This window comes from Psychromicrobium silvestre (genome assembly GCF_013408295.1).
GTDB classification, from domain to species: Bacteria; Actinomycetota; Actinomycetes; order Actinomycetales; family Micrococcaceae; genus Renibacterium; species Renibacterium silvestre.
Map to the genome: position 1 here is coordinate 957,708 of NZ_JACBYQ010000002.1, position 14,172 is coordinate 971,879.

The 14,172-nt window shown below is 60.6% G+C and carries 15 protein-coding genes; 12 read left to right on the forward strand and 3 right to left on the reverse strand.

All coding sequences use genetic code 11. The annotated features are described in order from the left end of the window. Positions 1–120 precede the first annotated feature (120 nt). Positions 121–1,287 carry an ABC transporter substrate-binding protein gene (locus FHU41_RS12405; protein ID WP_218847217.1) on the forward strand — a complete coding sequence of 389 codons (1,167 nt, stop codon included), beginning with the start codon at positions 121–123 and terminating at the stop codon, positions 1,285–1,287. A gap of 12 nt (positions 1,288–1,299) precedes the next feature. Here the strand turns inward: FHU41_RS12405 and FHU41_RS12410 are convergent, their stop codons facing one another. Continuing rightward, on the reverse strand, positions 1,300–2,130 hold the full coding sequence (locus FHU41_RS12410; RefSeq protein WP_179389944.1) for a class I SAM-dependent methyltransferase: 831 nt from the start codon (positions 2,128–2,130) through the stop codon (positions 1,300–1,302). 59 nt (positions 2,131–2,189) lie between these two features. On the opposite strand from FHU41_RS12410, the gene FHU41_RS12415 reads away from it, so the two are divergent. Then, positions 2,190–2,936, forward strand: coding sequence for a phosphoglyceromutase (locus FHU41_RS12415; RefSeq protein WP_179389945.1), 747 nt, complete (start codon positions 2,190–2,192; stop codon positions 2,934–2,936). 3 nt (positions 2,937–2,939) lie between these two features. Here FHU41_RS12415 and phoU read toward each other — a convergent pair whose 3' ends face one another. Beyond that, positions 2,940–3,599: a phosphate signaling complex protein PhoU gene (gene phoU, locus FHU41_RS12420; RefSeq protein ID WP_179389946.1), complete on the reverse strand. Its 660-nt coding sequence runs from the start codon at positions 3,597–3,599 to the stop codon at positions 2,940–2,942. Positions 3,600–3,785: 186 nt separating this feature from the next. On the opposite strand from phoU, the gene FHU41_RS12425 reads away from it, so the two are divergent. After that, positions 3,786–4,970, forward strand: a complete 1,185-nt coding sequence (locus FHU41_RS12425; RefSeq protein WP_179389947.1) for an ATP-binding protein — start codon at positions 3,786–3,788, stop codon at positions 4,968–4,970. Further along, positions 4,967–5,647: a winged helix-turn-helix domain-containing protein gene (locus FHU41_RS12430; protein ID WP_179389948.1), complete on the forward strand. Its 681-nt coding sequence runs from the start codon at positions 4,967–4,969 to the stop codon at positions 5,645–5,647. The genes FHU41_RS12425 and FHU41_RS12430 overlap by 4 nt, the downstream gene beginning before the upstream one ends. 73 nt (positions 5,648–5,720) lie before the next feature. On the opposite strand, the gene FHU41_RS12435 is transcribed toward FHU41_RS12430, so the two are convergent. Continuing rightward, positions 5,721–6,332, reverse strand: coding sequence for a hypothetical protein (locus FHU41_RS12435; RefSeq protein ID WP_343046327.1), 612 nt, complete (start codon positions 6,330–6,332; stop codon positions 5,721–5,723). A 255-nt stretch (positions 6,333–6,587) separates the two neighbouring features. On the opposite strand from FHU41_RS12435, the gene FHU41_RS12440 reads away from it, so the two are divergent. The 8 genes from FHU41_RS12440 (at position 6,588) to FHU41_RS12475 (ending at position 14,136) form a co-directional block, all read left to right on the forward strand. Further along, positions 6,588–7,070: a CarD family transcriptional regulator gene (locus FHU41_RS12440; protein WP_179389949.1), complete on the forward strand. Its 483-nt coding sequence runs from the start codon at positions 6,588–6,590 to the stop codon at positions 7,068–7,070. A gap of 284 nt (positions 7,071–7,354) precedes the next feature. Continuing rightward, on the forward strand, positions 7,355–8,116 hold the full coding sequence (ispD, locus tag FHU41_RS12445; protein ID WP_246279610.1) for a 2-C-methyl-D-erythritol 4-phosphate cytidylyltransferase: 762 nt from the start codon (positions 7,355–7,357) through the stop codon (positions 8,114–8,116). Between the two features lie 26 nt (positions 8,117–8,142). Then, positions 8,143–8,649 carry a 2-C-methyl-D-erythritol 2,4-cyclodiphosphate synthase gene (gene ispF / locus FHU41_RS12450; RefSeq protein WP_179390451.1) on the forward strand — a complete coding sequence of 169 codons (507 nt, stop codon included), beginning with the start codon at positions 8,143–8,145 and terminating at the stop codon, positions 8,647–8,649. 34 nt (positions 8,650–8,683) lie between these two features. Continuing rightward, complete coding sequence (gene cysS, locus FHU41_RS12455; protein ID WP_179389951.1) at positions 8,684–10,189, forward strand: cysteine--tRNA ligase; 1,506 nt, start codon at positions 8,684–8,686, stop codon at positions 10,187–10,189. After that, positions 10,189–11,172, forward strand: coding sequence for a 23S rRNA (guanosine(2251)-2'-O)-methyltransferase RlmB (gene rlmB, locus FHU41_RS12460; RefSeq protein WP_179389952.1), 984 nt, complete (start codon positions 10,189–10,191; stop codon positions 11,170–11,172). The genes cysS and rlmB overlap by 1 nt, the downstream gene beginning before the upstream one ends. Continuing rightward, entirely contained in the window at positions 11,169–13,211 is a 2,043-nt protein-coding gene (glgX, locus tag FHU41_RS12465; RefSeq protein WP_179389953.1) for a glycogen debranching protein GlgX, read from the forward strand. The genes rlmB and glgX overlap by 4 nt, the downstream gene beginning before the upstream one ends. A gap of 122 nt (positions 13,212–13,333) precedes the next feature. Then, positions 13,334–13,843 carry a ribonuclease domain-containing protein gene (locus FHU41_RS12470; RefSeq protein ID WP_179389954.1) on the forward strand — a complete coding sequence of 170 codons (510 nt, stop codon included), beginning with the start codon at positions 13,334–13,336 and terminating at the stop codon, positions 13,841–13,843. Further along, positions 13,840–14,136, forward strand: coding sequence for a barstar family protein (locus FHU41_RS12475; RefSeq protein ID WP_179389955.1), 297 nt, complete (start codon positions 13,840–13,842; stop codon positions 14,134–14,136). Before FHU41_RS12470 ends, FHU41_RS12475 begins: the two co-directional genes overlap by 4 nt. Positions 14,137–14,172 lie beyond the last annotated feature (36 nt).

The window sequence follows — 14,172 nt, forward strand, 5'->3', positions numbered from 1 at the left end:
TCAAGAGTTGGCCTTCTCACATTTAGTTGAAGCTTCAAGTTAATTTGTTCTATGCTGGTTTTCGAAGACGGGTTCCCGCCTTCACCGATGAGTGAATGACCAGCTATTGGAAGTGAGACGATGAGGCATCGTTCGAAAAGATTTAGTATCCCGGCCGCAGCGGGGCTTGCCGCCCTGGTGATGCTGCTGGCGGCATGTGGGCAGGGCGGAGCCTCCGGTTCTGCCAGCACACCAGCCGCTACCTTGGGGGCAGCAGCAGCGAACACCCAGCAGCTGGGAAACGAGACGGACGAACTGCAGAAGCTCTACCAGGACGCGATCGCGGAAGGTGGCAAGCTGACCGTCTGGGCGGGCGGAGACGCACCGAACCAGCAGGAGGCGCTGCAAAAAGCCTTCCAGCAGAGGTTCCCACAGGTGCCCATCGATATCGTAGTGAACCTGTCCAAGGATCACGATGTTGAGATCGACAAGCAGCTCAAGGAGGGCAAGCTCACTCCTGATGTCGCCATGTTGCAGACCAGCCAGGACTTTGAGCGGTGGAAGGCCGAGGGGGAGCTAACGAATTTCAAACCCGCAGGGTTCGACCACCAGTTGCCCGGCTATGCCGATCCGGATGGAGCCTTCCTGACCGCAAACATCTTCTCCTTCCTGCCCGAGTACGCCAAACAAGGGCTGAGCAGCAAACCGACCTCTTACCAGGACTTCCTCAAACCGGAGTTCAAGGGCAAGCTGGTCCTCACCCCACCGCATGACGACGATGCAGTGCTCTATGTCTACGACAAGATCATTAAGAAGTATGGGGTGGACTTCCTGACCAAGCTGGCCGCGCAGAAGCCGAGCTTCGTCCGTGGCACAGCCGCTCCCGCGGCCATGGTGGGCACCGGAAACTACCTAGGAAATCTGACCGGCTACGCCACGGCGCCCAGCCAGCCAGCGGTTTCCTTCATTCCTACCGAAGACCCTTTTATTACCTGGACGCAGCGCGCCGCGCTCTTCAACAAGGCTCAGCATCCCGCAGCGGGCAAGCTCTTCCTGGCCTTCGTTGCCAGCAAGGAATACCAGTCAGCCGGTGCGATGTGGCCCACCCGGGATGATGTGGCAGTGGGCGCTGACCTCAAGCCGTTGAGCGAATACAAGAACACCAGCCCGGCGGACTTCCTCTCCTTTATGCGGGATCGGCAGCACATCGATCAGCTAAAGGCTCAGATGGAAAAGGTCTTTGGCCCGGTGAAGGGCGAATCTCCGCTCACCGATCCGGCGCTGCTGAAGATCGTTGGCGCTAGCTAAGGCTTCGACAACTCAAGGCGAGTGAGTAGCTCGCGGGGAGACGGCGTCCCAGGCTACCGTGAGCTCGCCCAGGCGCCAGCGGCTTGGTCCATCCAGGACCGGCCAGCTGGCGTCTTTGAGTGCCTGGCAACTGGCTTGCCAGCGTTGCCGGGTGCCGAACGTGGAAAGCGCGGAGGCTTCCAGCCAGGCTCGATCAAGGGCTTGCAGGAAGCCGTGCACCTTCTCTCCGGGCACATTGCGATGGATCAGTGCCTTGGGTAGGCGTTCGGCAACTTCCGAAGGTAGTTCGAAGCTGCCAAAACGTTGCGCAATGGTCAGCGAGACCGGCCCACTTTTTTCGAGCGCAACCCAGGCCGCACGTCTGCCGATCTCGTCACAGGTACCGTCCACAAAAAGCCCCTGGGGGCTTAACCTGGCCAGCACGGTTCGCCAGATTTCCGCGACATCTTCCTCTTCATACTGGCGCAGTACGTTGAAGGCACGCACAATGGTGGGCTGTTGCTCGGTCGGAATCTCGAAACCGCCCAGGATGAAGTTCAGCTTCTCGGTGCTTAGTGCTTGGGCCCGAGCTACCCGTTCTGGCTCGATTTCGATGCCGGTCAGCCGTACTCCTGGCTGCACCTTCGCGAGCCGTTGATAGAGTTCGACGGCGGTGTCCGGGCTGGCGCCGTAGCCCAGGTCCACGACGAGCGGCTCCGATTCGGTGCGTAAACGCCAGGCTTGAGCACCGGCCAGCCAACGATCTACCCGGCGCAAGCGATTCGGGTTGGTGGTGCCCCGGGTGACATTGCCGACCGGCTTGGCCGACGCCGTCGTCCGAATTTTCTGGGCTCGCTGCACCACCCTCCAAACTTACCTCCCCGACAACCCTCTCCGAGATCGTTCACGATAAGCTTGGAGTCATGACTTACTCGCTGATCTTGCTGCGTCATGGACACAGTGAATGGAACGCTAAGAATCTGTTTACCGGTTGGGTGGACGTGGATCTCAATGAGCAAGGCCGGGCAGAGGCGGTGCGCGGCGGCCAGCTCCTGGTGGAGAACGACCTGCTGCCGGACGTGCTGTATACCTCGCGGCAGAAGCGGGCTATCAACACGGCCAATATCGCACTCGCTGAGGCGGATCGCGGCTGGATCGATGTGAAGCGCTCCTGGCGGCTCAACGAGCGGCACTATGGCGCTTTGCAGGGCAAAGACAAGGCGCAAACCCTGGCCGAGTTCGGCGAGGAGCAGTTCATGGAATGGCGCCGCTCCTACGATGTTCCACCGCCACCGCTGGCCGATGACTCCGAGTTCTCCCAGGTGGGGGACCCACGCTATGCAGACCTGGGCGATGCGTTGCCGCGCACCGAATGCCTCAAGGATGTGCTGGAGCGGCTGCTGCCTTATTGGGAATCGGATATCTCGGTTGACCTGCGCGCCGGAAAACGGGTACTCATCGCGGCGCACGGCAACTCGCTGCGCTCACTGGTCAAGCACTTGGACGGCATCTCGGACGACGATATCGCCGGGCTGAACATCCCAACCGGCATTCCGCTGGTCTATGAGCTGGACGAGTCCTTAAAGCCGGTGACCCCGGGCGGCCGTTACCTCGATCCCGAGGCCGCCGCCGCATCGATCCAAGCGGTAGCGAATCAGGGCAAAAAGTAGCTCTTAGTTGGTGAAGCTCTCCGGCTGCCATTGCCCGGTCACCAGGTAGGAGACCTTGCGGGCCACCGAGACTCCATGATCGCCGAAGCGCTCGAAGTAGCGGCTAGCCAGCGTGACATCGACCGTGGTCGAAGGAGTCTCGCTCCAGTCAGGAGCGGAGATGGCGCCGAAGACGCTGCGGTGCAATTCATTGATCCGCGCATTGGCGCTCTGGATATCGGTGACCAAGCCCAGTTCGCGGCTCTCCAGCAACTCGGTGATCTGCCGGGAGATTTGAATATCCAAGGTAGCCAGCTCGTCGAAGGTGGCGGTCAACGAAGCCGGGATCACCTTCGCGGGGAAGCGCAAGCGAGCCAACTGCGCCACATGGCGAGCCAAATCGCCCATCCGTTCCAACGAGGCGCTCATCCGCAACGAGCCGACGATCATTCGTAGATCGGAGGCTACCGGCCCCTGCAGAGCCAAGATGTCGATGGCTCGTTCATCCAAATCATTCTGCAGGAAGTCAATCCGCGCATCTGCGGCAATGACTTCCTGGGCTAGTTCCACATCGGCACCGGTAAATGCCTGATTGGCCTTCTCGATGGCCTCGGTGACAAGGGAAGAGATCTCGATGAGTTCTTCGCCCACCTGGTGGAGCTCGGCCTGGAATACTTTACGCACTGAGCGTCCTTTCGCGGTTTATCCTGCTGGCCGCACATCATCTGACGGCGCGGTCATAGCACTAGGCCTCAGCCTTCCAGCTAACCGTGAACGCCTGGACACTAGAAGATGAACGTTAGTTGAATCAGCTCTTCAAGCGGCGGATATCGGAGCTCCGGCCCTTCCAGCTAAGCATAAGCTAGTGCTGTGGACCCGTTGCTTATCGGAGTCGTCTCCGGACTGATTGGCCTGGCTGTCGGCGCTTTCGGAGTGCTTGCCGTCACGCTCAGTGACCGGCAACGCAAGGTTTTGGACGCCGACGACGAGCCCAGCCTGCCGCCGGGTTCCGCTGAGGTACTCGCCGTCGTGGGCCGAGCCTTCGTAGTGGTGGACGCAATTGACGGTGTGGTGCGGGCCAGCCCCGGCGCCTATGCCTTCGGGCTTGTCCGGGGCCACACCATGGTGCACCAAGAACTGCTCGAGATGATCGCCAGGGTGCGCCGGGACGGAGTGATCGAGGAACACGAACTCGAATTACCGCGGGGCCCGCTAGGGCAAGGCACCATTATTATTCAGGTTAGGATCGCCCCGGTGGGGGAGGAATACATCCTGATCTTGGCCGATGACCGCACCGAAATCACCCGCACCGAGGCGATTCGGAACGACTTCGTAGCCAACGTCTCACACGAACTCAAGACGCCGGTGGGGGCGATCTCGCTGCTCGCCGAAGCGCTGGAGGCATCGCCCGACGACGAAGAAGCAGTCCGTCGCTTTGCGCAACGGATGCATAAGGAATCGGCTCGGCTGGCGGCCCTGGTCCAGGACATTATCGAGTTGTCCCGCTTGCAAGGGGCAAACATTGTCCAGCAGGGTAAGGCCGTCGACCTGGGCGCGGTTATTGCCGAGGCCGTAGATCGTTCCAAATTGCAGGCCGAGAGCAAGAACATTGAGTTGGTCCTCGGTGGCAGCGTGAGCGAGCCGGTCTATGGCGATGCCGATTTGTTGGTGACCGCCTTCCGTAACCTGATCGACAACGCGGTGCGCTACTCGCCGTCGAACACCAAAGTCGGTATTGGCCTGCGCTCAGGCGGAGGGCTGGCCACGGTCTCTATTTCCGACCAGGGCGATGGCATTAGCGCCGAGGAGCAGGAACGGATTTTTGAACGCTTCTACCGGGTGGACGCAGCGCGGTCCCGGCAGACCGGCGGCACCGGGCTGGGGTTGAGTATCGTCAAACACGTGATTTCAAACCACGGCGGGGAGGTCACCGTCTGGTCCCAGCCCGGCAGCGGCTCCACCTTTACCGTACGGTTGCCGGAGATGGAAAAGGGTCAAAGCGATCCGGCCGGCAACACCGAGAATCACACCGAAAACCAAGGAGTATCTGCGTGAGCAGGATCTTGATCGTCGAGGACGAAGAGTCCTTTTCCGACCCGCTGTCCTACCTTCTAGCCAAGGAGGGCTTCGAGGTGGAGGTGGTGGACAACGGCATTGACGCCATCACCGAATTCGACCGGGCCGGTGCCGATCTGGTGCTGCTAGACCTGCAGCTGCCCGGCCAGTCCGGTACCGAGGTCTGCCGCCAACTCCGAGCCCGCTCCTCCGTGCCGGTGATCATGTTGACCGCCAAGGATTCGGAGATCGACAAGGTGGTGGGCCTGGAGCTTGGCGCCGACGATTACGTCACCAAACCCTATTCCTCGCGTGAGCTGGTGGCCCGGATCCGGGCCGTTTTGCGGCGGCAAGGTGAGCCGGATGAATTGATGACGACGACGGTGCAGGCCGGGCCGGTGCGGATGGATATCGAGCGGCATGTGGTCAGCGTCGACGGCGAGCAGGTGTCGCTACCGCTCAAGGAATTTGAACTCTTGGAGATGCTGCTGCGTAACTCGGGCCGCGTGCTCACCCGGGGGCAACTGATTGACCGGGTTTGGGGCTTGGATTACGTGGGGGACACCAAAACTCTGGATGTACACGTCAAACGACTGCGCTCCAAGATCGAACCGGACCCCTCATTGCCTCAGCATTTGGTGACGGTTCGAGGCCTGGGATACAAGTTCGAGCCCTGAGGCTTCTAGTCCTGACCGCAGGCACTTAGCGATTACAAAATTGCCTAGTGCTCGGGACCGCTCCCGGAAGCTGCTAGTGCCCGCTGGGCGAGGAGCTGGCGGTATCGGTTGCCGTCTCGGTTGAGCTAGCCATATCGGTTGAACTCGGGCTTTCGCTCGAGGTGCTGCTGGGGCTGGCGCTCGAACCGGCCTTGGTGGGCAAATAGGGCTTGTACTCCGCCAAGGTACCGTCCAGGACGGGCACCGAAAGATCACTGCTCGCCTCGCCGCTACCGGTCTGGCTCACCTTGATGGTTTCCATCGCGCCAGGGGCCGCCGTGACCGTGCTCAGAATCGAGCTGTCATTCTTTTCATTCAGGTAATAAGGTGTGCCGGGCTTGACCACGAACTGGGTCTGCGAGCCCTTGGAACCATTAATGGTGACCGTGACGTTCGACTTTGAGGTGTTGAACACCGCGCCGATCACTCGACCGGCCTCGTCCGCGCCTCCGGAAACGACCAGAATATTACGCAGTTCAACACTGCCCAGGTCGAGGCGGACGCCGTCGGATGCCGAGTAGACCACGGTGGTTTGCTGCGGAGCGATATAGCCGCAAGCGGAGACGCCAAGCAGGCTCGCACCGATCACAGTGACAGCGCCAAGGCGCCGGGGAAGGCTCCACCGGGTGCTGGTTGCGAGTTTCACGTACATTCTCCTTGGATCTTTTGGCGCAGCGAGGCTCAGAACATTTTCATAGACAGACTATCTGCAAAAGCGACTTTCCTTCGACTCCGCGAAGCGCTAATCATTTTTTGATGCACCTTTTGTCTCTCCAGTCAAGAGGCAAAATACCCCCTTGAGAATCCGAACTATGCCCCTGACCTGCGGGGATATCAGCAACTCCGGGCCCGTTCGCGACCATTTCGTGATAAACTGGTATGCGGGAAAGGGAGTATCCACATGGTTTTTGAGGTCGGCGAGACAGTAGTTTATCCGCACCACGGCGCAGCGAAGATTGAAGAGATCAAAATGCGCACTATCAGGGGCGAAGAGAAGATGTATCTCAAGCTCAAAGTGGCCCAGGGTGACCTGACCATTGAAGTACCGGCAGAGAATGTGGACCTGGTTGGGGTTCGCGATGTGGTGGACAAAGCAGGCTTGGAGCACGTCTTTGATGTGTTGCGCGCTGAGTTCACCGAGGAGCCGACCAACTGGTCGCGCCGCTACAAGGCAAATCTGGAAAAATTGGCTTCCGGCGATGTGATCAAGGTGGCCGAGGTCGTGCGCGATCTGTGGCGTCGAGATCACGATCGTGGCCTTTCGGCCGGGGAGAAGAGGATGCTCGCTAAGGCGCGGCAGATCCTAATCTCTGAGCTGGCTCTGGCCGAGAAGACGGATGAAGAGAAGGCCGCCACCGTCCTCGACGAGGTATTGGCTTCCTAAATAAAAGTAGAAAGGCCCCGGTCCACCAGGATCGGGGCCTTATTCTTTTACCCCACCACTTTCCACCCACCACTTTCCACCCAGCGTTTCTTACCCGGCGTTTCTTACCCAGTTATCCCACTGGATGGTGCTGTTGTTGCAGAAGTGCAGCTTTTTTCGCCACAACAGCCACTTCCGTAACACTCAGTGGGACGGCTGGGAATTTCGGGGTGGGACGGCCGGGAATTTTGGGGTGGGACGGCCGGGAGTTACTCGGTGGGAGGGGTGGCGGTTAGGCTATGGCCATGGAATCTCAGTCGACCTTGCGCACCGCGGTCATTATCGTTGCGGCCGGTTCGGGAGAGCGGCTTGGCCAGGGCATTCCCAAGGCGGCCGCCACTCTCGGCTCCGAACCGATGCTCGGCCACGCCCTACGCGGAGTGCTGGCCGCGCAGATCGCCGCGCAGATCTGCGTCGTGCTGCCCCGTGGGGACACCGAGCTGCGCGCTTTGGTCGCCAGCCTGCAAGAAGGCAACGACGTGCAACTGATGACGGTCGACGGCGGTTCTACCCGTGCGGACTCGGTGCGCAATGCGCTGGAGGTACTTTCGGAGACCGACGCGGTGTTGGTACATGATGCAGCTCGCGCGCTGGCTCCCACCGAGGTTTTCCATCGAGTGCTGAACGCCCTGGAATCGGGCGCAAAGGCGGTAATCCCGGTAATCCCGGTTGTGGACACCATCAAGGTAGCAAGCAGCTCGGAACGTCCTGATATTGCTCCTGAGCAGGTCCGCTCCACTCCTATCCGGGAATCGCTCCGTGCCGTGCAAACTCCGCAGGGCTTCGAACTGGCCACCCTACGCAAAGCTCACGATGCCTCCGCCATGTTCACCGATGCCCAGGCTGCGGCGATCACCGACGATGCGATGCTGGTTGAGTCCCAGGGCATCCCGGTCTACTTGGTGCGTGGTTCAGAGCTGAGCCTGAAGATCACCACACCCAATGACCTGCTCTTTGCTGAGGCATTACTTGAGGGACCAGCCGCACCACGATGGGTGGAGGGCTGATGACGGCGGGGGCTCCGGATAGCCGGATGGTCATTCCGCGCACCGGCATTGGAATTGACGTGCATGCTTTCGATACCGAAGCCTTGGCTGAATCGAGTCCTCAGGAACCCGGTGGCTTGTTCCTGGCAGGGCTGCATTGGCCTGGTGAAAGGGGCCTGGCCGGTCATTCAGACGGCGATCCGGTAGCGCATGCGGCCGCCGACGCCTTATTCTCAGCCGCCGGGCTAGGGGACCTAGGTACCCATTTCGGCACCGACAGGCCGGAATACGCCGGGGCCTCCGGGACCACCCTGCTGAGAGAAGCGGCCCGGATCGTCCGCTCAGCGGGATTTGAGATTGGTAATATCGCCGTCCAGTTCGTGGCCAGACGACCCAAGTTCGGCCCCCGCCGTGCCGAGGCCGAAGCGGCGCTGACCGAAGCGGCAGGTGCGCCGGTCTCAATCTCCGCGACGACGTCGGACGGGCTGGGTTTCACCGGCCGAAGCGAGGGGATCGCGGCGCTCGCCACCGCACTGGTTTACCCGCTGCAATGAGCCGATCAACCGCTCTATCCGCTAATCTTGATAAGTGACACTGCGCTTTTACGACTCCGCCACCGCCGAAGTACGCGACTTCGCGCCCCTTAAAGAGGGCCGCGCCTCGCTGTACTACTGTGGTGCCACCGTGCAGAGCGAGCCACATATCGGACACCTGCGCTCGGCCCTGGTCTTCGATCAGCTCGGCCGCTGGCTCCAGTTCCGCGGCTACCAGACCACCGTGGTCCGCAACGTCACCGATATCGACGACAAAATTCTGGCTAAGGCCGCCGAATCCGGTGAAGAGTGGTGGGCCCGGGCCTATCGCTATGAGCAGGAGTTCAACCGAGCCTATGACGCACTGGGAATCTCCCGCCCGGACTACGAACCACGGGCCACCGGTCATATCCCGGAGATGCACGAGCTCATCCAAGACCTCATTGATCGAGATCATGCCTACCCGGCCTCCGATGATTCCGGGGACGTCTACTTCGACGTGCGCTCCTGGGGTAAATACGGTTCGCTGACCCGGCAGAATATCGACGATATGCAAGCAGCAGCCGACGCCGATCCGCGGGGTAAGAAGGATTCGCGTGACTTTGCGCTCTGGAAGGGTCGCAAGGCGGAGGAGCCGGAAACGGCGTCGTGGCCTAGCCCGTGGGGTGCGGGGCGTCCCGGCTGGCACCTGGAGTGCTCGGCAATGGTCGGGAAGTACCTGGGGGAGTCCTTCGATATTCACGGTGGCGGGCTGGATCTGCGCTTTCCGCACCATGAGAACGAAATGGCGCAATCGCAGGCCGCGGGTCGTGGCTTCGCCAATTTCTGGATGCACAACGGCCTGGTCAACTTCGCGGGCGAGAAGATGTCCAAGTCGATCGGCAATGTAATCGGCCCGGCCGAGTTGTTCAGCCAGGCGTCCCCACGGGCGGTGCGATACTTCTTGGGCCAAGCGCACTATCGTTCGGTGCTGGACTACACGCCGGAGTCGCTGGCCGAGGCGGAGACCGCGTTGCAGCGGATCGATGGCTTCCTCGGCAAAGCAACTAGGGCCTTGGGGGATGTCATCGATGGGCCGAGTCGTCAGGTGAGCGGTTTTTCCTGGGCGAAGGGCGGCTGGTTCGCGGTCTCTGGTTTGGGGCTACGAGATGTGCCGCAGGCTTTTGCCGAAGCGATGGACGACGACCTCAACATCCCGCGTGCTCTGGCAGTCCTGCATGAAGCTGTCCGCAAGGGTAACGCGGCACTAACTGCGAAGGATTTTGAGGCTCTAGAGGTTCAGTGTGCTGCGGCATTCAGAATGACGTCGGCGCTTGGCTTCGATGTGGTGCCTCTGGATAGGAAGTCAGAAGGGCAGGCTTCCCGAGCTTTGGACGCCCTCGTCCAGATCCGACTCAATGAACGCTCCAAAGCCCGAGAAGAGAAGAACTGGGCCCGCTCCGACGAGATCCGTGATGAACTCGCGGCCATCGGCATCAAAATCGAAGACTCAGCCGACGGAGCAAGCTGGACGCTGTCCAAGGCGCCAACGGTCAAAGAAACAGAACGGAAGAACTCATAATGGCTGGAAATCCACGGGCCGCGAAGGGCAAGAAGGGCCCTAGCAAGGGCACCGGAGGCCTGGGTCGCAAGGCTCTAGAAGGCAAAGGACCCACCCCCAAGGCCGAGGACCGTCCTTACCACAAGGCCTATCGGTCCAAGGAGCTCTCCGAGCGCTCAGCGGCAAAGCGCCCCACCAACTCTCGCGCCAGGACCACCGGCCGGAGCCGAGCCAGCGAAGAGATGGTTACCGGCCGGAACTCGGTGGTCGAGGCACTGCGCGCAGGCATCCCGGCCAAGGCCTTGCATGTTGCGGTCCGGATCGAAGTTGACGACCGGGTCAAAGAAGCGCTCAAACTCGCGGCGGAACGCGGCATCCCGCTGATGGAGACGCATAAGCCCGAGCTCGATCGGATGACCGACGACGCCGTGCACCAGGGGCTGGCGCTGCAGATTCCACCCTACGACTACGCCGATGCCATTGACCTGGCTCAGGACATCGCAGATAAATCCCGTAAGGGCTATATCAATAACGCTCCGCTCATCGTGGCCCTGGATGGCATCACCGATCCGCGTAACTTGGGCGCTATCATCCGTAGCGTCTCCGCTTTCTCGGGGCACGCCGTCGTCGTTCCCGAACGTCGTAGCGTGGGCGTGACCGCCTCAGCTTGGAAGACCAGCGCGGGCGCCGCGGTGCGGGTTCCGGTGGCCAGGGCTGCCAATCTGAACCGAGCCCTGGAAGCCTTCAAGGGGATGGGATATTTCGTGCTGGGCTTGGACGGTGACGGCGACGTCTCGCTGCCCGAGTTGGCTGTGGCTACGGACCCGGTGTGCCTGGTGGTCGGCTCGGAAGGCAAGGGCCTGTCCCGACTAGTTCGCGAAAACTGCGATCAGATCGTCTCCATTCCGATTGATTCGGCGATGGAATCCCTCAATGCTTCGATGGCCGTGGGGATTAGCCTTTACGAGATTTCCCGACAGAGAGCCGCCACAGCACGAGCATGACCGAGATCATTACCGCCAACGTTCTGGGAGCCGCGACCTCACGCGCCTTCCCCCTGGGGCTGAGCGCTCCGCTACACGGTGACCCGGCAACGGTCGTCAACGTGGCCGTTTGGGCACCGGAATTGTCAGAGCTGATTGTCTACTTCCGTCCGCCCGGATCGGAATGGCGGGCGGTCAAGCTGCCAGAGTTTTCCGACGGCGTCCATCACGGAGTGCTAGAGGGCATGCCGATCGGTTCGCACTACGGCTTCGCTTCCGAGGATGTTGATCCCGCGACGGCTCAGCTTTTGCTGGACCCTTACGCGCGGGCGATCGACCAGGAGGCCGAGCATTTGCTGGGCATCCGGATGTTCTCCGGCTTCGATTGGGGTAACGAGACCTCGCCGCATACCCCGTGGCGGGATAGCGTGATCTATGAGGCTCATATCAAGGGTCTCACTCAGTTACACCCGGAGATCCCGGCGGAAATTCGGGGCAGCTACGCGGGCTTGGCGCATCCGGCGATGATCAAGCACCTCAGCGAACTGGGCGTAACCGCCGTCGAACTCTTGCCTATTCATGCGCACCTGGACGAGCAGCACCTGCGCGATTCTGGACTGCCAAACTACTGGGGCTACAACACGATCGGCTATTTCGCTCCGCATGCGGGCTATGCCTCGGCTGCGGCGCTGGCTGCTGGCCCGCAGGCTGTGCAGGACGAGTTCAAGGGCATGGTGAAGTTGCTTCATGCCGCCGGTATCGAGGTGATCCTGGATGTGGTGTACAACCACACCGCCGAGGGCAAACGTTATGAGCCGGCGCTGAGTTGGCGCGGCCTGGCGGAGAAACGCTACTACCGCTTCCACGATGATCATTACCTGGATACCACCGGCTGTGGGAACACCTTGGATTTCTCCGAGCCCAAGGTGATCCAGATGGCGCTTGATTCGCTGCGTTATTGGGTGGAAGAGTTCCATGTTGATGGCTTCCGCTTCGATCTAGCCGTAACCCTGGGGCGGGATGCCGCGAATAACTTCAATCCGCAGCATCCGTTCTTGGTGGCGGCTAGCGCCGACCGAGCCTTGTCCGGCGTCAAGCTCATTTCCGAGCCCTGGGACGTGGGCCACGACGGCTGGCAGACCGGGCGTTTCCCGGTGGGCTGGGTGGACTGGAACGATCATTTCCGGGATTCGGTCCGGGATTTCTGGCTAGCGGACCAGGCCTCGATGGCTGCCGGTGGCAGCGGTGGTGGCTTGGCTCGGTTGGCTGATGCGCTCTCCGGCTCCTCTCGGCTCTTTGCCGCCTCGGGGCGAAGCCAACTGGCCTCGGTCAATATGATTACCGCGCACGACGGCTTCGCGCTGGCCGATCTGGTGGCCTATAACGGCAAGCACAATGAAGCCAACCGCGAAGATAACCGGGACGGCAGCGATAACAACAGGTCTTGGAACCACGGCGTTGAGGGTATTACGGAGGACGCCGGGGTGCTGGCCGGGCGGGCCCAGAGCTCCCGCAATCTCATGGCCACACTGCTGCTCTCACTCGGGGTGCCGATGATTACGGCCGGCGATGAGCTGGGCAAATCTCAGGGTGGCAATAACAACGCCTATTGTCAGGACAATGAGATTTCCTGGCTTGATTGGTCCTCGGTGGATGAGACCATGCTTGGCACCACCCGGCGGATGATCAAGCTGCGCAAGGAATACCTTTCCGCCCAGCCCTCCACTTATCCCGCGCGTGATGAGTCGTCTTATCTGCACTGGTTCGATGCTTCCGGGCATCCCTTGTCTCCGGAACAGTGGCAAGACGGCTCACAGCGGGTGCTGCAAATGCTGCTCGGTTCGCCGGGCGGAATGATGGACGGGCTGGTGATTTTCAATGCCACCGGGGGTGAGGTGGCGGTGACCTTGCCAGCGCTGGGGGAGCCAGGTGATGAGGGACGGCGGTATGAATACCGTTTCGGTACCGGCGCCGACTACCCCCAAGGGCAGGGCGCGATATTCGGTCCCGGAGATTCGGCCCGGCTGTCCCCGAACACCATCACGATCTACAAGGCCTGAATCTTCACTTCTTCAGAATCGGCACCTGTTTCCCCTAAATGCGCCTCTTATTCCGGATGCACTTAGGGGAAACGGGTGCCGAATTTATTTGGGAGATGGGCGCGGTCTGACATGATGTCTCAGTGACAAAAACTGAAGCACAGCGGCGGAAGCAGTGGGCGGGGCTAATTGCAACCCTGATCGCGCTCGCCCTGATTATCGGCGGAACCCTACTTTTCAACCGAATTACCGCCAGCGACTCTAGCGCGGCCGGTAATTCGCACAGCAACCAAAGTGCGACGTCGGCCAAGAAGTCTACGAAGAGTCCCACCTCGGGTGCGGGGACGAGTTCGGTGAGCAACCCTTCGAAGTTGCAGACCATCAAAGCCTCTCAATTGCCCAAGGAGGGTCAGCAAACCCTGACCTTGATCAATCAGGGCGGTCCTTATCCCTACGATCGGGACGGGGTGAATTTCGGCAACTTTGAGGGCGTGCTGCCGAAACAGCGCAGCGGTTACTACAAGGAATACACCGTGAAGACCCCCGGTGAATCAGATCGCGGAGCGCGGCGGATCATCGTGGGTGCTCAAGGCGAGAAGTATTACACCGATGATCACTATGTGAGTTTCCGCTTCATCTTGGAGGGCCAATGACCCCGGAATTGCAGCGCAGGATCTATGACGTCCCGGCCGCCGAATCCAAGGAGGGTGTGCTCAAGAACTTCGCGCAATCCTTGGACTTTCCCAGCTATTTCGGACATAACCTCGATGCCCTGGAGGACTCCCTCCGGGACTTTGCCGAGGGGCTGGCTGAGCCGAGTACCTTGGTCTGGAACATCGATCCAGAATTCAAGCGCAGTAAGGCTTATGCCAGCGTCCTGAGTATTCTGCACGGGGTGGAAAGTGCGAGGCTGCGCATTGAGCTCCGGCACTTAGAGAAGCCGTAAATCCGGAAAAGTGGAGATTAGCTGGCACACTGTTGC